Annotated in this window: 22 protein-coding genes; 7 read left to right on the forward strand and 15 right to left on the reverse strand. The window is 65.0% G+C overall.

Features of this window, described 5'->3' with window-relative positions; all coding sequences use genetic code 11:
• Nucleotides 1-11: 11 nt before the first annotated feature.
• Complete coding sequence (locus ACSYS9_RS12445; RefSeq protein ID WP_071228238.1) at nucleotides 12-893, forward strand: RNA polymerase sigma-70 factor; 882 nt, start codon at nucleotides 12-14, stop codon at nucleotides 891-893.
• Nucleotides 894-1,008: 115 nt separating this feature from the next.
• Here ACSYS9_RS12445 and ACSYS9_RS12450 read toward each other — a convergent pair whose 3' ends face one another.
• The 3 genes from ACSYS9_RS12450 to ACSYS9_RS12460 form a co-directional block, all read right to left on the reverse strand.
• Complete coding sequence (locus tag ACSYS9_RS12450; RefSeq protein ID WP_071228239.1) at nucleotides 1,009-1,929, reverse strand: MBL fold metallo-hydrolase; 921 nt, start codon at nucleotides 1,927-1,929, stop codon at nucleotides 1,009-1,011.
• Between the two features lie 272 nt (nucleotides 1,930-2,201).
• Nucleotides 2,202-2,678, reverse strand: coding sequence for a nuclear transport factor 2 family protein (locus ACSYS9_RS12455; RefSeq protein ID WP_071228240.1), 477 nt, complete (start codon nucleotides 2,676-2,678; stop codon nucleotides 2,202-2,204).
• Between the two features lie 61 nt (nucleotides 2,679-2,739).
• A complete protein-coding gene (locus ACSYS9_RS12460; RefSeq protein WP_071228241.1) occupies nucleotides 2,740-3,309 on the reverse strand; it encodes a TetR/AcrR family transcriptional regulator in 570 nt (189 codons plus the stop codon).
• Nucleotides 3,310-3,478: 169 nt separating this feature from the next.
• Here ACSYS9_RS12460 and ACSYS9_RS12465 point away from each other — a divergent pair, with 169 nt between their 5' ends.
• Nucleotides 3,479-4,432, forward strand: coding sequence for an alpha/beta fold hydrolase (locus ACSYS9_RS12465; protein WP_071228242.1), 954 nt, complete (start codon nucleotides 3,479-3,481; stop codon nucleotides 4,430-4,432).
• 106 nt (nucleotides 4,433-4,538) lie between these two features.
• Here the strand turns inward: ACSYS9_RS12465 and ACSYS9_RS12470 are convergent, their stop codons facing one another.
• Complete coding sequence (locus ACSYS9_RS12470; RefSeq protein ID WP_071228243.1) at nucleotides 4,539-7,187, reverse strand: excinuclease ABC subunit UvrA; 2,649 nt, start codon at nucleotides 7,185-7,187, stop codon at nucleotides 4,539-4,541.
• Between the two features lie 180 nt (nucleotides 7,188-7,367).
• Here ACSYS9_RS12470 and ACSYS9_RS12475 point away from each other — a divergent pair, with 180 nt between their 5' ends.
• The 4 genes from ACSYS9_RS12475 (at nucleotide 7,368) to ACSYS9_RS12490 (ending at nucleotide 9,256) form a co-directional block, all read left to right on the forward strand.
• Nucleotides 7,368-7,646, forward strand: a complete 279-nt coding sequence (locus tag ACSYS9_RS12475) for a hypothetical protein (protein ID WP_071228244.1) — start codon at nucleotides 7,368-7,370, stop codon at nucleotides 7,644-7,646.
• A 125-nt stretch (nucleotides 7,647-7,771) separates the two neighbouring features.
• Nucleotides 7,772-8,026: a hypothetical protein gene (locus tag ACSYS9_RS12480; RefSeq protein ID WP_071228245.1), complete on the forward strand. Its 255-nt coding sequence runs from the start codon at nucleotides 7,772-7,774 to the stop codon at nucleotides 8,024-8,026.
• Entirely contained in the window at nucleotides 8,023-8,445 is a 423-nt protein-coding gene (locus ACSYS9_RS12485) for a low affinity iron permease family protein (protein ID WP_071228246.1), read from the forward strand. The genes ACSYS9_RS12480 and ACSYS9_RS12485 overlap by 4 nt, the downstream gene beginning before the upstream one ends.
• A 313-nt stretch (nucleotides 8,446-8,758) precedes the next feature.
• On the forward strand, nucleotides 8,759-9,256 hold the full coding sequence (locus tag ACSYS9_RS12490) for a YciE/YciF ferroxidase family protein (RefSeq protein ID WP_049463394.1): 498 nt from the start codon (nucleotides 8,759-8,761) through the stop codon (nucleotides 9,254-9,256).
• Nucleotides 9,257-9,295: 39 nt separating this feature from the next.
• Here ACSYS9_RS12490 and ACSYS9_RS12495 read toward each other — a convergent pair whose 3' ends face one another.
• The 4 genes from ACSYS9_RS12495 to ACSYS9_RS12510 all read right to left on the reverse strand — a co-directional run bounded on the left by ACSYS9_RS12495 (nucleotide 9,296) and on the right by ACSYS9_RS12510 (nucleotide 11,824).
• Nucleotides 9,296-10,030: a DNA-formamidopyrimidine glycosylase family protein gene (locus ACSYS9_RS12495; RefSeq protein WP_071228247.1), complete on the reverse strand. Its 735-nt coding sequence runs from the start codon at nucleotides 10,028-10,030 to the stop codon at nucleotides 9,296-9,298.
• Nucleotides 10,023-10,784: a DUF72 domain-containing protein gene (locus ACSYS9_RS12500; protein WP_071228248.1), complete on the reverse strand. Its 762-nt coding sequence runs from the start codon at nucleotides 10,782-10,784 to the stop codon at nucleotides 10,023-10,025. The genes ACSYS9_RS12495 and ACSYS9_RS12500 overlap by 8 nt, the downstream gene beginning before the upstream one ends.
• Nucleotides 10,781-11,248: a BLUF domain-containing protein gene (locus ACSYS9_RS12505; protein ID WP_071228249.1), complete on the reverse strand. Its 468-nt coding sequence runs from the start codon at nucleotides 11,246-11,248 to the stop codon at nucleotides 10,781-10,783. Before ACSYS9_RS12505 ends, ACSYS9_RS12500 begins: the two co-directional genes overlap by 4 nt.
• Nucleotides 11,249-11,485: 237 nt before the next feature.
• Nucleotides 11,486-11,824: a hypothetical protein gene (locus tag ACSYS9_RS12510; RefSeq protein WP_053091051.1), complete on the reverse strand. Its 339-nt coding sequence runs from the start codon at nucleotides 11,822-11,824 to the stop codon at nucleotides 11,486-11,488.
• 204 nt (nucleotides 11,825-12,028) lie between these two features.
• On the opposite strand from ACSYS9_RS12510, the gene ACSYS9_RS12515 reads away from it, so the two are divergent.
• Complete coding sequence (locus ACSYS9_RS12515) at nucleotides 12,029-12,421, forward strand: response regulator (protein ID WP_071228250.1); 393 nt, start codon at nucleotides 12,029-12,031, stop codon at nucleotides 12,419-12,421.
• Between the two features lie 112 nt (nucleotides 12,422-12,533).
• Here the strand turns inward: ACSYS9_RS12515 and ACSYS9_RS12520 are convergent, their stop codons facing one another.
• From ACSYS9_RS12520 to ACSYS9_RS12550, 7 genes are all read right to left on the reverse strand, one after another.
• Entirely contained in the window at nucleotides 12,534-12,962 is a 429-nt protein-coding gene (locus ACSYS9_RS12520) for a BLUF domain-containing protein (RefSeq protein ID WP_049463400.1), read from the reverse strand.
• 157 nt (nucleotides 12,963-13,119) lie between these two features.
• On the reverse strand, nucleotides 13,120-13,812 hold the full coding sequence (locus tag ACSYS9_RS12525) for a glycosyltransferase (protein WP_071228251.1): 693 nt from the start codon (nucleotides 13,810-13,812) through the stop codon (nucleotides 13,120-13,122).
• Nucleotides 13,809-14,396 (reverse strand): class I SAM-dependent DNA methyltransferase, encoded by a 588-nt coding sequence (locus tag ACSYS9_RS12530; RefSeq protein ID WP_071228252.1) that lies wholly within the window; start codon nucleotides 14,394-14,396, stop codon nucleotides 13,809-13,811. The genes ACSYS9_RS12525 and ACSYS9_RS12530 overlap by 4 nt, the downstream gene beginning before the upstream one ends.
• On the reverse strand, nucleotides 14,393-15,151 hold the full coding sequence (locus ACSYS9_RS12535) for a PIG-L deacetylase family protein (RefSeq protein WP_071228253.1): 759 nt from the start codon (nucleotides 15,149-15,151) through the stop codon (nucleotides 14,393-14,395). The genes ACSYS9_RS12530 and ACSYS9_RS12535 overlap by 4 nt, the downstream gene beginning before the upstream one ends.
• Entirely contained in the window at nucleotides 15,139-16,080 is a 942-nt protein-coding gene (locus tag ACSYS9_RS12540; protein ID WP_071228254.1) for an acyl-CoA dehydrogenase, read from the reverse strand. Before ACSYS9_RS12540 ends, ACSYS9_RS12535 begins: the two co-directional genes overlap by 13 nt.
• Before the next feature lie 102 nt (nucleotides 16,081-16,182).
• Complete coding sequence (locus ACSYS9_RS12545) at nucleotides 16,183-16,689, reverse strand: hypothetical protein (protein WP_071228255.1); 507 nt, start codon at nucleotides 16,687-16,689, stop codon at nucleotides 16,183-16,185.
• Between the two features lie 10 nt (nucleotides 16,690-16,699).
• The gene (locus ACSYS9_RS12550) at nucleotides 16,700-17,863 is read right to left on the reverse strand and encodes a zinc-dependent alcohol dehydrogenase (RefSeq protein ID WP_071228256.1); all 1,164 of its coding nucleotides are present in this window, start codon (nucleotides 17,861-17,863) and stop codon (nucleotides 16,700-16,702) included.
• Nucleotides 17,864-17,910: the final 47 nt, after the last annotated feature.

Raw genomic sequence — 17,910 nt, forward strand, 5'->3', positions numbered from 1 at the left:
TCTACGCTGGCATGGACGATTCCACTGCGCTGTTCTCCCGCCTCCGCCCGCGCCTGTTCGGCGTGGCCTACCGCATGCTCGGGTCTTCGCACGAAGCCGAGGACGTAGTGCAGGATGTCTGGCTGCGCTGGCATGGCGCCGACCCGTCACAGATCGAGAATCCGGAAGCCTGGCTGGTGGCCACCACCACCCGTCGCGCCATTGATGGCCTGCGCCTGGCACGGCATACGCGCGAACACTATGTCGGCATGTGGTTGCCCGAACCGCTGCTGACCGATGACACCAGCACCCCTGAATATGTGCTGGAAACCGCCAGCGATCTGTCGGTCGCCTTCCTAAGCGTGCTGGAGCGGTTGGCCCCGGATGCGCGTGCAGCCTTCCTGCTGCACGACGTGTTCGATCAGGACTACGCGGTGGTCGCGCGCACCCTGGACAAGACAGAAGCCGCCTGCCGGCAGATCGTACATCGCGCACGCCTGCAGCTCAGGCAGGAGCGCCCGCGCTACAACGTTCCGCAGGAGGTGCACCAGAAACTGCTGCGCCGCTTCGCTGAGGCCGCATCCAGCGGCGATTTCCGTACGATGAAGGCGCTGATGGCCGAGTCGGCCGAGCTGGTGGGTGATGGCGGTGGCATCGTCACCAGCTTCCCCAAGCCGATGGTCGGGGGCGCACGCATTGCCCAGCTGCTGTATGCCCCGCACCTGCGGCGCAGCGCGCAATTGCGGATGGTGCCGGCCATGCTCAACGGACGGCTGGGACTGCTGCGCTATTTCGATGGCGAGCTGGAAGCGGCGATGGCCTTCGAGACCGATGGCGAACGGATCACGCAGATCCTGGTGCAGCGCAACCCGCACAAGCTGCAGCGGCTGGCACTGCCCACCTCCATCCAGTAGATCCGCGCCACGCGTGGATGGCATCCATTGTCGACCTCGTTCTTGCGGGATTCGACCGGGGCGCCGATGCGCCCCGATCGTGAACGTCTGCCTGCGCAACGGCCGCAGGACCCGATCAGAAGTCCCAGAACACCGGCACCCAGCGGAAGGTCTCGCCCTCCAGCGACACCCGGCCCACTGACGGGAACGGAAGATGCGTGGCCACCAGCATTTCGCCGGTGCCTGCCAGTTCCTTCAGCAGGGCGATGCGGACGCGCGCGGATTCCTCCGGGTCGTGCTCGAAGCCGTTGTGCCAGTTCGGCTGGTCGAAGCCTACCGCGAACACCGCGTCACCGGCGAAGGTCAGGGCCTGCCCGGCAGACGCCACGCGCACCACGCAGTGGCCCGGGGTATGCCCTCCGGTTCGGCGGGCCATCACGCCCGGCGCGATCTGCTGTTCGTCCTGGAAGGTGTGCACGTAGCTGCTGTACTCGGCCCAGAAGTGCTTGGCCGTGGCGCGCAGCGCATCGGGGAACCCCTGCGGCATGTTGGTGCGGCTGAAGTCCGGCGACTTCCAGAACTCCACCTCCGCCGCGGCCACGTGGATTTTCAGGTCCGGGCGCAGCTGTTCCTTCACGCCTTCAACCAGCAGCCCGCCGACGTGGTCCATGTGCATGTGGGTGATCACCACATCGGTGATTTCGCCCAGGTTGATACCGGCGGCACCGAGGCGGCGGATCAACTGGCCGGCGCGCGGCAGCTGCAGGTCCGGGTCCATGCCCAGGCCGGCATCGATGAGGATGGTGCGATCACCGCTGTGCACCACCATCACGTTCAATGCCCAGTCGAAGGCATCCTGCGGCAGGTACATCTCTTCGAACCATTCGGCACGGTCGGCGGCCGGAACGTTGTGGCCGAGCATCTGGGTGGGCAACGGCAGGACGCCATCGCTGATCACCAGCACTTCGACGTCGCCCACTTTGAGGGCGTAGCGCGAGGGCACCAGTTCATCGAGGGCGGGGGCAATGGGCGCGGCGGTGTTTTCCAGACTGAACATGAGGGATCTCCACGAAGGGGCATTGGGCGGGCAGCGATGCAAGGCTGGCGCGGAACGATTCCGGGCGTTTTCCCGCGGCGCAGGGCGTGGCGTTGCCAGGGCACGATGCCTGGCAGGCCAGCGCTGCAGGGTTCATGGGAAGGCGGGCCACTGCGCAAGCGGTGGGCCCGGAACACGGCATGTGCCGTGTGCGATCAGCCTAGGCAGCACACCTTTGCTGCGGTAGGCCCGTGGAGGGGGACGTGATGTTGCATTCCAGGAAGCAATGCGAATCACATACCCAGATCAGACAGCCCCGGATGATCATCGGGGCGGCGCCCCAGCGGCCAGTGGAACCTGCGGTCGCTTTCCTTGATCGGCATGTCGTTGATGCTCGAGAACCGGCGCTGCATCAATCCATCGGCGCCGAATTCCCAGTTCTCGTTTCCATAGGAACGGAACCAGTTGCCAGAGTCGTCATGCCACTCATAGGCGTAGCGCACGGCAATACGGTTGTCGGTGAAGGCCCACAGTTCCTTGATCAGACGGTAGTCCAGTTCCTTCTTCCATTTGCGGGCCAGGAACTGCCGCGCTTCCTCGCGGCCATGGGTGAACTCGGCGCGGTTGCGCCACTCGGTGTCCAGTGAATAGGCCAGCGCGACTTTGTCGGCATCGAGGGAGTTCCAGCCGTCCTCGGCAAGGCGCACTTTCTCGATGGCCGATTCACGGGTGAACGGGGGCAGTGGCGGACGGGGTGCTTCAGTGGACACGGTGGGGCCTCCAATCAAATGGATCAACGGGGTGCTTCGACGGATTTTGATGACTCAGACGTCAGCGCCTGGCCTGCTCCAACAGCACTTCTGCAACATCCCTTGCAGTGTCTGCGGCGTTGTAGTCGCCCATCACGCGCGAGACGGTGATGGCGCCTTCCATGAGAACCAGCAGCTGCCGCGCCAGTGCGTCCGGCTGCTGGATATCCAGTTGCGTGGTGAGTTCCAGCGTGTAATCCAGCAGCTTCTGCTTGTGATGTTTGGCGATGTGGCGAATCGGATCATCGGGGTCGCCGACCTCGCCTGCGGTGTTGATGAAGGCGCAGCCGCGATAGCCCTCGGACTGGAACCAGCCCTTGAGCACGGTGAACATGCCGAGGATGCACGCTTCCGGGGTGTCGGCCTTGTTGCACTCCTGCTGGAACCAGGTGAGCCAGCGCACGTCGCGCGCGTTCAATGCCGCAGCGGCCACCTGGTCCTTGTTTTCAAAGTGCCGGTAGATGCTCTTCCGGGCAACGCCGGAGGTCTTCACCAGCAGGTCCATGCCGGTGGCGTGGATCCCGTTCTGGTAGATCAGCGCCTCGGCCGTGGCCAGGATCTTCTGCTGGGTATCGGAGGTAGTTGTGTTCACGACGCCAAGGTAGAACGAGCGTTCTACCCTGTCAACGGGTGGCGCGGCGACCTCTCGCGCGGGCAAGCTCGCGCAGGACGATCTATCAAGAAATTCGTACATGTCATCATCCAGGCGCCTGATTTCGGTCGCAAAGTACGTCTCACCACCCACCCATGAGACGCCTCGCATGAACACCTTTGCCCGTACCCTGGCCGTTGCCGCCCTCGCCCTCTCGGTTCAGGCCGGCTTGTCCGCGCAGGCCACCGAACCGGCCAAGCCGGCTGCAATCACCAGCATCGCGCGCACCGCCAGCTACATCACCACCACCGATGGCGTGCAGCTCTACTACAAGGATTGGGGCCCGAAGGATGGCCCGGTCGTCACCTTCAGCCACGGCTGGCCGCTGAACTCGGACAGCTGGGAATCGCAGATGATCTTCCTCGCCAACCACGGCTACCGCGTCATCGCCCATGACCGTCGTGGCCATGGCCGTTCCAGCCAGCCTTGGGATGGCAACGACATGGATCACTACGCCGATGACCTGGCCACGGTGATCAACATGCTGGACCTGCACGATGTCACCCTGGTGGGCTTCTCCACCGGCGGCGGCGAAGTGGCGCGCTACATCGGCCGTCATGGCACCGGACGGGTGAAGAAGGCGGTGCTGATCAGCTCGGTGCCGCCGTTGATGCTGAAGACCGCCGATAACCCCAATGGTCTGCCGATGGAAGTGTTCGATGGCATCCGCAAGGCGCAGATGGACAACCGCGCACAGCTGTACAAGGACATCCCGTCCGGGCCGTTCTACGGCTTCAATCGCCCGGGTGCAAAGGTGTCGCAGGGCCTGATCGATGGCTGGTGGGCGCAGGGCATGCAGGGTGGCCACAAGAACACCTACGATTCGATCGCCGCGTTCTCGGCTACCGACTTCCGCGCCGACCTGAAGAAGTTCGATGTGCCGACGCTGGTCATTCACGGCGACGACGATCAGATCGTGCCGATCGACATCTCGGGCCGCCAGTCGGCGAAGCTGATCAAGGGCGCCAGGCTGATTGTGTACCCGGGTGCGCCGCATGGCCTGACCGATACCCACAAGGACAGGGTCAACCAGGACCTGCTGACGTTCCTGCAGGAAAAGTAAGCAACCCGGGCTCCGGCAATGTGCCGGAGCCCATTTCCTGTTGAAAGGCGCTGCCTCGATGCTGGCCTTCCGGCGCCGGACATCGATAGCCGAGCATGGCTCGGCGCTACAGGGGCGCCAGCTCCTTCGCAAGGAACGGCGCCGTTCTGCTGCCTTTGGCGCGCGCCACCTGTTGCGGCGTTCCCTTCGCGACGATGGTGCCCCCTGCCCCGCCAGCGCCGGGGCCGACATCAATCACCCAGTCCGCCTGTGCAACCGCGCGCATGTCATGCTCGATCATCACCACCGTATTGCCCGCGTCCACAAGCCGCTGCAGCTGCACCAGCAACCTGTCTGCGTCCGACGCATGCAGGCCGGTGGTGGGTTCGTCCAGCACGTACAGCGTGCGCCCGCGTTGGCTGCGCTGCAGTTCGGTGGCCAGCTTGATGCGTTGCGCTTCACCACCGGAAAGCTCGGTGGCCGGTTGGCCGAGCCGCAGGTAGCCCAGCCCGATCTCCTGCAGCAACTGCAGCGGCCGGGCAATGGCCTCTTCCTCGCTGAAAAACGCATGCGCCTGGTCAACCGTCATCTGCAGAACCTCGGCGATGTTGCGGTCATTCCATTGCACGTTCAGCGTGGCGTCGTTGTAACGGGCGCCGTGGCAGGTGGGGCACGGCGCATAGACGCTGGGCATGAACAGCAGTTCGACACTGACGAAGCCCTCGCCTTCGCAGGTATCGCACCGGCCCTTGGCCACGTTGAACGAGAAGCGACCCGCATCGAAACGACGGCGGCGCGCGGCGGGTGTCGCGGCGAACAGCTTGCGTACGTGATCGAACAACCCGGTATAGGTGGCCAGGTTGGAGCGTGGCGTGCGGCCGATGGGCTTCTGGTCGACCTGCACCACCCGCTGGATCGCGTCCATATCGCCCGCCAATGTGCCCCGCGTCGTTTCGATCACGGTCGGTCCGTCGGTGGGCGCGCTATCGGCGCGGTCGTCGGCAGGCTCATGCCCGAGGTGCAGCAGCAACAGCTCGGGCAGCGCCTGCGCCATCAGGCTGGATTTGCCTGAGCCGGAAATGCCGGTCACCGCCGTCAGCAGCCCCAGCGGCACCTGTGCGTCCACGCCCTGCAGGTTGTGGCGGTGGATGCCCTTCAGTTCCAGCCAGCTGTTCGCGCTGCGCTGGCGGCTGGCGGGTGCCGGCACCTGGTCGAACAGATACTGCGCCGTGCGCGACTCCTGGATCTGGCGCAGGCCGTCCGGTTCGCCGCTGTAGAGGACCTGGCCACCGTGCTCGCCTGCTTCCGGTCCAACATCGACCAGCCACTGTGCGCGGCGCATCAACTCCAGGTCATGTTCAACCACGAACACCGAGTTTCCGCCGTCGCGCAGCCGCTCAAGCGCGTCGTACAGCGCCTGGCTGTCGGCAGGATGCAGGCCGGCCGAGGGTTCGTCGAGCACATACAGCACGCCAAACAGCAACGAGCTGAGCTGGGTGGCCAGCCGCAGGCGCTGCAGTTCGCCGGCCGACAGTGTGGGCGTGGTGCGATCCAGCGAGAGATAGCCCAGGCCCAGGTCACGCAATTGGCGTACGCGCGCCATGACCCCGCCTGCCAAGCGTTGTGCCGCCAGGCGCTTTTCTTCCGACAGGGCGGAGGTCAGCCGCACGTCCGGGGCACCCTCGTGAGTCGCCTGGCCACTCGCGGCCCTCCGGGCGCGATCGCGGGGTGTCGCGCTCCTGTTGGTGCGAGCGCCCGTGCTGTGCGCGCCGAAATCACCTTGTGCGATGGGCTCCAGCAGCGCCGCCAGCTGGTCCAGCGGCAGCCGCATGAACTCACCGATATCCACCCCGGCAAAGGTGACCGAGAGCGCCTCCGGCTTCAGGCGCTTTCCGTGGCAGGCCGGGCACAACCGGCCTTCCATGTAGCGCGACACGCGCTTGCGCATCAGCGCGCTCTGGGTATTGGCAAAGGTGTGCAGCACATAGCGGCGCGCGCCGGTATAGGTGCCCATGTAGCTGGGCTCCTGCTTGCGCTTGAGCGCGGCACGCGTCTCTGCGGGCGTGAACCCGGCATAGACCGGCACGCTGGGCGCGTCTTCGGTGAACAGGATCCAGTCCCGGTCCTTCTTCGGCAGCGTCTTCCACGGTACGTCGATGTCGTAGCCGAGCGTGACCAGGATGTCGCGCAGGTTCTGGCCATGCCATGCCGGCGGCCAGGAGGCGATGGCGCGCTCGCGGATGCTCAGCGAGGGATCCGGAACCATCAGCGCTTCGGTCACTTCGTAGACATGCCCCAGGCCATGGCAGGTGCTGCAGGCGCCCTGCGGCGTGTTGGGTGAGAAGTCCTCGGCGTACAGCATGGGCTGGTTGGCTGGGTAGGCGCCTGCGCGCGAGTACATCATGCGCACCAGGCTGGACAGGGTGGTCACGCTGCCCACCGATGAGCGCGCATTGCTGGCCCCGCGCTGCTGCTGCAGGGCCACTGCCGGCGGCAGGCCGTCGATGGCGTCCACATCCGGCACGCCCGCCTGATCGATCAGGCGCCTGGCATACGGCGCAACGGACTCGAAGTAGCGCCGCTGCGCCTCTGCAAAGACGGTACCGAAGGCCAACGATGACTTGCCGGAACCTGATACGCCGGAGAACACCACCAGTGCATTGCGCGGAATGGAGACGTCGACATTCCTGAGGTTGTGCTCGCGCGCACCACGCACCTCGACGCAACCGCTGGCGGCGGCAGCGCATGACGATTCACCAAAGGGGGTGTTGGACATTTCAGCGTTCCTGCATTCGGTGGGCGGGCCGCACAATGGGCGCGCCCGGTAGGCCATTCTCGCTGCTGCGGAGTGAATGGTGTGAGGGCGCAGCAGGTGGAATGCCACCTTCACCCCCCCTTCCTACGCCGTTGCGCGGCCAAGGGCTAGCGTGAGGCATCTGCTCGATAGGAGGCGATCATGCATCCCGATGTACTTGGCTGGGTCGCCACGGCGGTCCTGATGGCGACGTTGATCCGGCAGATGGTGAAACAGTGGCAGTCGCCACACCCCGAGGTGGTATCGAAGTGGCTGTTCGTGGGCCAGATGACCGCGTCCGCGCTGTTTACCGTGTACAGCGCGATGCTGGGCAGCACCGTTTTCGTGGTGACCAATGCGATGTTGCTGTTGACGGCCGTGGTGGGCCAGGTGATGGCCTGGCGCCGTCGTGGCCGACCCCGAACACCCCCGCCCTGCTGATTGTTAACGCGCTTTGCCTGAAGGCTTGACGCCACGTTGCTCCGCCCTTGATGGGGCCGCTCACGATGCAGTTCCTATGCTGGGCGCGACACCTTAGTCGTGGCACCCAACCTGGAGACCGCACCATGCAACGTGATCAGAAAGACCTTCCCCACCCGGACCCGGAAGCGCAGAATCCAGATCCTGTCAGTCCACTGCAGGCGAAGCTGCACAACCGCAGCAACCATGACGAAGCGCTGCAGGAAACCTTCCCCGCCAGTGACCCGATCTCTCCCTTTGTTGCTGCACCAACAGCGGAAGAGCAGGCCAAGCGCCTTGGGGAGCGGGTCACGCTGCCAGACCGCCGCACGGATAAGGAGGCCGCGGGAGGTGACGCGTGATCCGGCGCGGTTTTGCCCGTGTGGCGGCCGCAACGGCACGATTGTCCGGCAGCCTGGGCGCATTCGTCGCCGCGCTGGGGGTGATCATCACCTGGGCCGCCAGCGGGCCGGCCTTCCACTTCAATGATACGTGGCAGCTGGTGGTGAATACGGGGACGACCATCGTGACCTTCCTGATGGTGTTCCTGATCCAGCACACGCAGAACGCCGATACGGCCGCGCTGCACATCAAGCTGGATGAACTGATCCGGGTCAGCAAGGATGCCAACCAGGAGCTGTTGAACCTGGAATCGATGGAGCCCGCTCACCTTGAAGAGATACGCCAGCGTTACGAGGCACTGGCGAAGACCGCTGCAGACATCAAGTTCAAGAAAGAGCGTTGCATGCCCTGCGAGGTGGACGCGGCCGCCGAGGCCTGAAAGGCGCCGCGACGACGGCAGACCCGCGTGGGGATGTCCTGGTGCAAGGCACTGCCTGGCAGGGCCTTGCAGGGCTGTTCCGACGGAGGCCATCGACCGGGGACGCAAGCAGTCCCAAGCTGCGATGCCATCGTGAAGCCATGCCGAAGGCCTGCCGGCAGCGAAATGCAGCCACACACGGTGACGGGCGCCGCTTCGTGAAGACGGCGCGCAGGCTTTCTGCTGACGTTCCCATGCAGCCTTCACCTGGCCCCTGCTTTGGCGCAACCGGGCGACGCCTACGCTGAGCGCTCCACTCAACGCGGAGTCCACTATGGCTATCAAGACGGCGGAAGACCTGTTCATCCACGAACTCTCGGACATCTACAGCGCCGAGAAGCAGCTGACCAAGGCCCTCCCGCGCCTGGCCCGTGCGGCCGAGAACCCGGATCTGGCGGCGGCGTTCGAAACGCATCTGGAAGAAACCCAGGGCCAGATCGAGCGCATCGACCAGGTGGTGGAGGTGCTTGGCATCCGCCTGAAGCGCATCAAGTGCGCGGCGATGGAGGGTCTTGTAGAGGAAGGCAAGGAGGTGATTGACAGCATCGACATGGGCCCTGTGCGTGATGCCGCGCTGATTGGTGGCGCGCAGAAGGTCGAGCATTACGAAATTGCGTCCTACGGCACCATCGCCGCGCTGGCCAAACAGCTGGGCTACAAGGATGCCCTCCCCTTGCTGCTGGAGACGCTGGAGGAAGAGAAGGCGACCGATGAAAAGCTCACCCTGCTGGCCAAGGGCGGCGGCAACGCCAAGGCCGCGCAGGCTGCCTGAGCCGCGTGGAATGCAGCCCGGCCGCCATGGAAGGCGGCCTCAGGGTTCGTACAGCACCTGGTCGTTCGGGCAGAAGAAGGTGCGCCGCCGGGTGGTGCCCATGTACAGCTTGCTGATCGGGCCACCGCAGACCGGGCAGATCCTGCGCGTGTGTACCTGCCAGTGCTTCTTCAGCTCGAAGCGGCGCTTCCACTCCAGGAAATCGAAGCTGTAGGTGCGTGCCTGCGTGATCAAGGCGGTGAGCTCGCGCGGCGGGAGGTTACCCAAGCGAGTGGCCGGGTGCACGCCTATGCGGAACAGCACCTCGTTCTTGATGATGTTGCCGACGCCGGCGAAGACAGTCTGGTCCAGAAGCGCGTCACAGACCAGGACGTCCGGCATTGCCTTCAGCTTGCGCCGGGCCAGCTTCGGATCCCAGGCATCGTTCAACACATCCGCGCGCCAATCATAGACGTCGTCCAATGGCTCGCCAATGAGCTTTACGGAACAGGCATAGAAGTTCAGCTCGCCATTGTCGAACCCCAGGGACACCCGCGCAGGGGTTGGCTTCCGTTCGTCGATGCGCCAGCTGCCGAACATCATCAGATGGATGCGCAGGGTCTGGTGGCTGAACTCCAACAGGAAATGCTTGCCCCAGCTTCGAACGGCTTTCACCCTGCGTCCTTGAAGTGGCGACAGATCGATCCGGCTGTTCCCTGAAACCGCGCGGACGACGTGCCCTTTGAAATGCCTCGCAGCCTCGCACAGCAGGACAATGGATGGGCCCTCAGGCATGCTCGTCCTCCTGCAGCAAGGCGTGCAGGCGCAGGGCGTTGCTTGTGGCGTGGCCCAGCGCGGTATTGTCCAGTACGAACCAGACTGATCGTTGCGTGTCGGCTTCGCGCCGCAGCCGTTGCGCCAACTCCGCCAGGGTCTGTTCACAGTACGCACTGCGATAGATCTGTGGCTGGCCGTGCCAGCGCCAATAGCTCCAGGAGCGGTCCCCGCCAGGAATCGCGGCTGAGGGCGCCCGTGCCGGGTCCGCGGCAACCCGTGCAACACCATGGTCGCTCAGCAGGGCGTCCGCTTCCGTAGTGAACCAACTGGGATGGCGCGGCTCACAGGCCACATCGACCTGGACGCGTTCGCGCAGACCCTGCAGAAAGCTCTCCGCCGTCGCCGGTTCGTATGCCAGGCTGGGTGGCAACTGGAGCAACAGCGGACCCAACCTGTCACCCAGTGCCAGCACCCCATCAAGGAACCGCTGCAGCGGCGGCATTGCATCGCGAAGCCGATGTTCATGGCTGATCGAGCGCGGCATCTTCACTGCGAAACGGAAATGGTCCGGTACGCTCGCAGCCCACCGCGCATAGGTACTGGGCAAGTGCGGACGATAGGACGAGGAGTTGATCTCGACCATGGGCAGGCGGGTGGCATAGCGTTGAAGAACGCTATTGCCCTGCCCAAAGGCTTCCTGCGCCGACCGGGACAGGGACCAGCCGGCACAACCGATGCGTACCGGACCAGACGGCGACGGAGTTGTATTCATCGCGCCACCCAGCCGTCAGGTTCGATAGCGCGGCTGGCAACGCCTTCCAGATTTGATTGCGTCACCCACAACAGGCGATCGAGCGCGCTGGTGCCTGAAGCCAGCGCCGATGCGCTGCGCACGAAGCCTGTCCAGTCGGAGATGGCGATCTTTCCCAGCGCCAGTTCATCCACCCGCACGCAGCACATCCGCCAATGGGGGAACTGCCGCCGCCCCACCCTCCCCCGGTTGAGCTCAACCACGCCGCTGTGGCTGCCGGCTGCCAGGATCCGCTTGTACGCGCCGTTGACCCCAGCCTCGGGGCCTTCGAGGTACTGCAGGAAGCGGCTGCCATCAAATAACAGCGTACCGGTGACATCGGCGGATTCATTGAACAGCACCGCGTCCATCACAAGCTGCTGCAGTCGTTCCGCAGTCAGGCTGTCGGACGCTTCACTTACATAGGCAATTGCGCGAAGAGGCATGACACCACCGGCTGTTGCAGACAGCCCTACCTTAGCGACGCGCATCGTACGCGCGGTGACACCGGTGTGGAGGTTGCGTCGAGCTGTGGCGTGGCCGCTGCGCATCGCGTCTACAAGCAACGTGCGCTTCAGATGTGCGCACGCGTGCCAGCACATGGCGGGCTTCAGCCGCGAGGGCGGCCGGCATGGGCTGACAGTGGCAATCAAGGCGGAATGCCGTATCGGCCCAGGTCGCACTCAGGCGGTCATCGAGCTGGAGAGTGCTGCGCCCGGGAAACCCTTGGGCCTGGCCGGGTCGCGGCCCGGTTCCGCCGAAATCAGCGCCTGCATCACGTGATGCTGGACGCGATTCCCACTCTCCTCCATGCCCACGAAATACACAAAACGGCCATCGAACTTGGCCTGCGCCCCCTCCAGGGCGGTGTTGGCCTGAACGGCTCGCTTCAGCGACTTCATCCACACCCGTTCGGGTGTGCGGTCAAGCTCTACAACAACGGCGGTGCCACCGCAGTCCAGGGACATGCTCTCGACACGCAGCACGCGTGGCGAAGCGGGATCGGTTCCAGGTCGATGCATGGCAGAAGCTCCAGTGTCGAAGATGGCGGCAATAATCCATGGCCGCTGCCAAAATGCCGTCAAGGAACGCCGCGCTCTTTCCACGCCACCTCGACAGCATTGGCGACACCTTCCCAGCTTCGCACCGGGCTGACATTCCACACGCGCAGCGTTGATGCAGCACAGCACACACTGCAGTTCCCGAGGCAATACAGGCATGCGCGCATGCAACCCGATATGAGCTGGCGCAGGTGCAACCTGCTGCTGGTGGAAGATCAGTTCGATCTGGCCGCACTGATGGAGCAGGCGCTCGAAGACGGAGGGGGCCAGGTAACCCATGCGTATAGCGTGTTTGATGCGATGGGGCTGTTGGAGAAGCAGACGTTCGATGGCGCCGTGCTGGATGTGGAGCTTCGTGACGGCGTGGTCTTTTCGGTTGCCGATCGCTTGGCCGAGCTTGGCATCCCGTTCCTGTTTGTGTCTGCGGTCTATGACCAACTGGTGCCGCAGCGCCACCGAAGCGCGGCCTTCGTGGCCAAACCGTTCCACATCGCCCAGTTGCAGCAGGCCGTCCAACGCGTGATGGGCGATGCCTGCACGCCCTTGACCACGCACTGATCCTGCGTCGCAGTCAACTCAGTGGTGTGTCAGCAAGGGAAAACCCATTTCACTTGTCCTGCGCCGCCCTGCGAAATTCGGGAGGGTCGGCCTACAGCAACGCATCGACCAGTCAGGCCGCTTTAGCATAGGGTTCGACGATCGAGAGGAGCTTTTCCATCGCGGTAGCTCCCGCCTGGTTCGTCGCCGCCCGCTGGATGAAACTGGTCCAGTCAGCAAGGGCGATCATCCGCAGCTCATCCGCACTGACTGGCAGGCAGCGCATTGGCCAGAACGGCAACCGCCGTTGCCCGACACGCCCGCGAGCAAGCTCCATCAGGTCGGTGTGACTGCCGGCGCCACTGACGCGGGAGAAGGCCACATCCAGCCCGTCGGCGGGGCCCTCCATGTATTGCAGGAAGTGCCGGCCGTCGAATAGAAGCACGCCGGTCACACCCGCTGATCGGTTGAAGCGGGCCGCATCTTCCATCAGTGCTTCCAAGCGCGCGGACGTGAATCCAGCGACGGCTTCGCTGACATAGACAATGGCTCTGTTCGGCATGGTGGCGCTCCTGCTCTCCCGGTCGCTCAATCTAAGGCTGGTGTCGTTGAGAGACCGTAAACGCCAAACGTGAATTGGTCACATATCGCCCGGCGAACCGGTGTTTTTAACAGCATTTCCGTTGCATCCCGCCATGGCGCGCCGAAGCGGCTGATTTTCAAGCCAACAGGATCGGCTGGCCCGCCGCCGGTGCGGCGCCCAACCCGCCCATCTCCGCCAGATAGGCTGAAAACCCGCCTGTCGCGCGCCCTGCCAGGCGGGCACTGGTCATGACGAGCGGCGCCCCCGCCCACCGTACATCAGCGCCGAGACGCTGCAATGTCCTCACCAGCTGGACGTCCTCCCCGCAGTGCAGTGGCGAAAAGCCGCCTGCCGCACGATAGGCCTGGGCGGAAACACCCAGGTTCGCACCGTGGATACGCCCATGATCGTCCCCCCATTGCTGCCGCCTCCGGAACGCCTTGCGCAGGCGCTCCTCGGCGCTGCAGTTCGTTGCGATGTCCACCAGCCCGCAGAAGACGTCCTGGCGTCCCTCAAGCTGTGCGACCAGCCACTCAGGAGGTACCTCGCTGTCCGCGTCCGTGCTCGCCAGCCATCTTGCACCCCGGCCCAGCAGCTCGGCGGCGGCGGCGGCCCGGGCGATGCCGACGCAGCGTGCATCCAACCGCAGCGTATCAACCCGTTGCTGGGCGCAGATGGATTCCGTGGCGTCCGAACAATCGTCCAGCGCAACAATCACCTCCACCGCTTCGCCACCCAGCCCGGGATTCAGGGCCGCCCTCCGGATCGACTGCAGGCACCGCTCCATGCTGGCGGCCTCGTTGTGGGCCGGAACCAGCACGCCTATCACCGCAGGCCCTCCAGTCGGGCCAACGACATCGCGCCGCGCGTCCAGCCCTGCAGTACGAAGTCCGCGTCGCGATAGTGGAAGGCCTCCTGCAGGCCTTCACCCAGGCATCGATGCACGACCTCGGTGCGGCTCGCGCGCCCCGGGAACGAGGGCAGCCAGTGGCAAGCCACCAGCAGCCCGTCATCGCGAAGCGCTTCCCCGATACCGGCGCGCAGTTCGCGCAGCGCGCCGGCTCCCAGGTAGTAGCCCATTTCGCCGCAGACGATCAGATCGAAGCGGCCCGGCGGCCATTGCTCGGGATGGCTGGCGCAGTGGACCTGCACGTGCGGCAGGTGGGCCAGGTTGCGGCGCGCCTGGAACGCAGCACGCGGGCTGATGTCGGTTGCCAGAAGGCGCTCGCAACGGGCGGCCAGGGCCTCGGTCAGTACGCCATTGGAGCAACCCAGCTCCCAGCCACGGTTGAAATGCCGCTGGCTCAGGCTTGCCAGCAGCAACGCACGCTTGCGTTCTTCATACCATCGGCTTCGGTAGCCGAACGGGTCCTCCTGCTCATGCAGGTCATCGAAGTACGGTTGCGCGCTCATGCCAGGAATACCTCGTAGTTTCGGAAGAATCGGGTCAGTACATGCGCGGGCAGCACCGGAGGGCTGTTCAAGCCCGGCACGTCGCCCGTCTGCGTACGGAAATGCGCGATCGCGTTTCGTTTCGCGGCCGCTACTGCTGAAATGTCGACCAGCCTGGGCACCTCCCACGCCATATGTGCACAGGCCGGATCCAGCCAGTGCCATCCCCAGACCGGGTACTCCAGGCGGCGGCACCCCACCGACCGGGCGGCGCGGCAGGCAGCACGCCCTGCCGCTTCGTGGTCGGGGTGGCCATCAAACCGCCATGGTGCCAGGACCAGGTCGCGGGGCTGCAGATGCTGTTGCAGCCAGCTTTCCAGGCCCTGTTCGTGCGCGCTGACCGCGCCGTCGGCGATACCCAGGTGAAATATGCAACCGGCCGGGATGCCGAGTTCGCCAAGTGCCGCGGCAAGCTCCGCCCGTCGTGCCGACCGCAAGCGCGCTGGCGTCCACCACGGCTCGCCCGGATAGCATGCTTCGCCGTCCGTCACTGCAACGACGCTCACCTCCATGCCCTGCCCCACTGCGTGATGGAGCAGTCCGCCACAGCCGAGGATCTCGTCGTCCGGGTGCGGCGCGACCACCACCAGGCGGTCATGCCCGGTGCACAGCGCGCTTGCCGGTGTGATCGGCTGCTGCCAGAGCCAATTACAGCGCAGCCATGCCTGCTCCTGGGTTCCTTCGCCTTGCAGCGGTGCTTTGGCTACAGCGCCCATGTCGCCTCCTGGGCCGCCCGCTGCCCACCCAACCACTCCCAATCGCGGTCGGCGTGGTTCTGGCGAAGGAACACGGCCAGGTCCGCGCAGCGGTGGGCATGGGCGTCTTCCAGGCACATGGGGGCCGGGCCCAGGGCCCGGCCCGCCAGATCCAGCACGCGCGTAGCTGCACGCTCGACCACGCAACGTACCCGCACCACGTCCTCGCGATGCGCCGATTCGGGCTCGACATCGATGCGTGTCGCCAGCTCGCGAAGCAGCGCCGCGGCCGGCGCCAACGCGAGGTCCACTTCACCCAGTAGACGTGCGCGATTTCCCTCGGTGCAGGCTGATCGCATGCGCTCGGCCAGCGCGACCGCTGCGCCAAACCAGACCGCCGCAATACCCGCGCCTCCATGCCAGAAGCCAGGTCGCTGCAGATAGTCATCGCGTGCGCCCAGTATCACCATCGGCGCAGCGTCAAAGCGCACGGTGGTGGACGGAATCCCGGCCATGCCGACGGCGGGCCATGGTTCACCCGACAGCGTCCTCCAGTGCTCCGCTGCCACCTGGCATAGCCACACCCCCTGAGCACTGCGAACCGTGACCAATGCTGCATCCACCCAGGCGCTGCCCGAACACCAGGGCTTGTCCCCGCGCAGCCTGCCCTCGGCATCGATGCGGAGTGTGCTCGCCGGGCCCTCTGCGGCCCACACCGCCCACAGTCGGCCTTCAGCAGCCGACGGGGCCTTCAACTCGGCGATGATCGCCTGCGCGTCGTAGTGTGCCTCCAGCACCTTGGCCAGGCAGAGATCTTCGCCCCCCAACGCCGCAAGCGCCCTCCAACGATCCAGTGTCTGCCCGCATCCCGGTAATGGCAGTTCAGGCTGCTGGACGAGTAATTGGCGGGCGCGGTTGATCAACGATGATGGCGGCGTCACATCCGGCATGAGGGCTTCTGCAATGAAGACATGTCATGAACGTAGGCGGCAGGCGGTCACATCACTGTCTTGGAGGTGTGGCGGGCACATGAATGCCCTGCGCAGTGATCCTCACGCACCTGTCCCACGCCGTTGCTGCCTCACGCGCAGGCACTGCTGCAATTCCCAAAGCCATGGCAGCACCACCAGTACCACCGCCGGCAACAGAACGAGCCACCAGGCCTCAAGCACCGCAGGATCCACGCTCAGCGACCACCGCGGCTGCGCGTGCCAGCCGACCCAGCCCAGCAGAACCCAAGGCGCGGCATCGAGCACGCTGTGCACGTGCTGCTCCGCTGGACTGATACGCCGGCGACCGTCCGCGCTGACGGTGTCGAAATAGCCGGTGATCGCGTGTGCGATGACCAGAAGCGCCAAGAGCGCGACGAGTGACCGGGTATTCTCCAGCAGGAGCCATGCCAGCACGCCACTGCCAATCAGCAGTAGCTGCAGCCCGTGCAATGCGCTTTCCCGCAACGCTGAGGTGTGCGGCAGGTCGGTACGCCGGTGGAAGTGGAAGTCGAGCCAACCGGCGGCCAACCAGAGCGCATAGACACATGCCATGACGATCGCGCTCATTGCGGCATGCTCAGGGTGTCAATACGATCTTGCGGCAGTCGTCGTCCTTGGCATCAAACATCGCGTAGCCTTGCGCTGCATCGGCCAGGCGCATCCGGTGCGAGATGATGTCACCCGGGTCCAGCTTTCCTTCCATGATTGCGTCGAGCAGTTCCGGCATCAGTCCCTGCACGTGGGTCTGCCCCATCTTGAACGTCAGCCCCTTGTCGAACGCGTCACCCAGCAGGAAGCCATGGATGAAGCCGGCGTAGACGCCTGGGATGCTGACCACCCCGCCACGGCGCGCTGCCGCGATGCACTGCCGGATCGCCACGCCGCTGCTGCCTTCCAGTTTCACGGCGGTCAATGCTGACTCCAGCGCACTGCCCTCGGCCTCGAAACCTACCGCCTCGATGCAGGCATCTACGCCCCGCCCACTGGTCTGGGCGAGGATGAAATCGGCTGGGTCTTCGATCTCGTTGAAATCAATGGGGGTCACCCCATAGGCGCGGCGCGCATAATCAAGGCGGTAGCGAAGATGATCGATCATGAAGATGGTCTCGGCCCCCAGCAGGCGGCAGCAGGCCGCGCTCATCAGCCCGACCGGGCCCGCACCGAAGATGGCCACCGTTGAGCCCGGCTTCACCCCTGCGTTCAGCGCGGCCTGGTAGCCGGTGGGCAGGATGTCGGACAGGAACAGGACCTGCTCGTCGGCCACGCCTTCCGGAATACGTAGCGGGCCCACATTCGCCTTGGGCACGCGCACGAACTCCGCTTGGCCACCGGCAACCCCACCATACAAATGGCTGTAGCCGAACAGCGCGGCCGGCGGCAGAAGGCTCTTCTGATTCAGCGCCGCGCCCCTGCCGGTATTGGTGGTTTCGCAAGCGGCATACTCGGCCAGCCGACAGTGGAAGCACTCACCACAGGCGATCACGAAGGGAATCACCACCCGATCCCCCGGCTTCACTTGGGTAACGCCGCTGCCGACCTCTTCCACGACGCCCATGAATTCGTGGCCCAGCACATCGCCGTCGTGCAGATCCGGAATCTTGCCCCGATAGAGATGCAGGTCCGAGCCGCAGATGGCGGTAGCGGTAACACGCAGGATCAGGTCGTCATCAGCCGCCAGTACCGGGTCCGGCACGGTCTCGACGCGTACATCCTTGCGGCCGTGGTAGGTCAATGCCTGCATCGCGGTTCTCCAGCAAGAGGGGGTTCCAGCATCGCAACACCCCCCTC

The sequence above is a fragment of the Stenotrophomonas sp. STK17_22 genome (assembly GCF_051983905.1).
GTDB classification, from domain to species: domain Bacteria; phylum Pseudomonadota; class Gammaproteobacteria; order Xanthomonadales; family Xanthomonadaceae; genus Stenotrophomonas; species Stenotrophomonas maltophilia_A.

Coding starts and splice junctions, on each gene's coding strand:
- ACSYS9_RS12540 (WP_071228254.1), bottom strand. CDS start 16,080: ATGCCGGATGTGACGCCGCCATCATCGTTGATCAACCGCGCCCGCCAA.
- ACSYS9_RS12535 (WP_071228253.1), bottom strand. CDS start 15,151: ATGGGCGCTGTAGCCAAAGCACCGCTGCAAGGCGAAGGAACCCAGGAG.
- ACSYS9_RS12470 (WP_071228243.1), bottom strand. CDS start 7,187: ATGTCCAACACCCCCTTTGGTGAATCGTCATGCGCTGCCGCCGCCAGC.
- ACSYS9_RS12480 (WP_071228245.1), top strand. CDS start 7,772: ATGCAACGTGATCAGAAAGACCTTCCCCACCCGGACCCGGAAGCGCAG.
- ACSYS9_RS12490 (WP_049463394.1), top strand. CDS start 8,759: ATGGCTATCAAGACGGCGGAAGACCTGTTCATCCACGAACTCTCGGAC.
- ACSYS9_RS12475 (WP_071228244.1), top strand. CDS start 7,368: ATGCATCCCGATGTACTTGGCTGGGTCGCCACGGCGGTCCTGATGGCG.
- ACSYS9_RS12445 (WP_071228238.1), top strand. CDS start 12: ATGGACGATTCCACTGCGCTGTTCTCCCGCCTCCGCCCGCGCCTGTTC.
- ACSYS9_RS12520 (WP_049463400.1), bottom strand. CDS start 12,962: ATGCCGAACAGAGCCATTGTCTATGTCAGCGAAGCCGTCGCTGGATTC.
- ACSYS9_RS12465 (WP_071228242.1), top strand. CDS start 3,479: ATGAACACCTTTGCCCGTACCCTGGCCGTTGCCGCCCTCGCCCTCTCG.
- ACSYS9_RS12505 (WP_071228249.1), bottom strand. CDS start 11,248: ATGCCTCTTCGCGCAATTGCCTATGTAAGTGAAGCGTCCGACAGCCTG.
- ACSYS9_RS12495 (WP_071228247.1), bottom strand. CDS start 10,030: ATGCCTGAGGGCCCATCCATTGTCCTGCTGTGCGAGGCTGCGAGGCAT.
- ACSYS9_RS12530 (WP_071228252.1), bottom strand. CDS start 14,396: ATGAGCGCGCAACCGTACTTCGATGACCTGCATGAGCAGGAGGACCCG.
- ACSYS9_RS12550 (WP_071228256.1), bottom strand. CDS start 17,863: ATGCAGGCATTGACCTACCACGGCCGCAAGGATGTACGCGTCGAGACC.
- ACSYS9_RS12515 (WP_071228250.1), top strand. CDS start 12,029: ATGCAACCCGATATGAGCTGGCGCAGGTGCAACCTGCTGCTGGTGGAA.
- ACSYS9_RS12545 (WP_071228255.1), bottom strand. CDS start 16,689: ATGAGCGCGATCGTCATGGCATGTGTCTATGCGCTCTGGTTGGCCGCC.
- ACSYS9_RS12500 (WP_071228248.1), bottom strand. CDS start 10,784: ATGAATACAACTCCGTCGCCGTCTGGTCCGGTACGCATCGGTTGTGCC.
- ACSYS9_RS12450 (WP_071228239.1), bottom strand. CDS start 1,929: ATGTTCAGTCTGGAAAACACCGCCGCGCCCATTGCCCCCGCCCTCGAT.
- ACSYS9_RS12510 (WP_053091051.1), bottom strand. CDS start 11,824: ATGCATCGACCTGGAACCGATCCCGCTTCGCCACGCGTGCTGCGTGTC.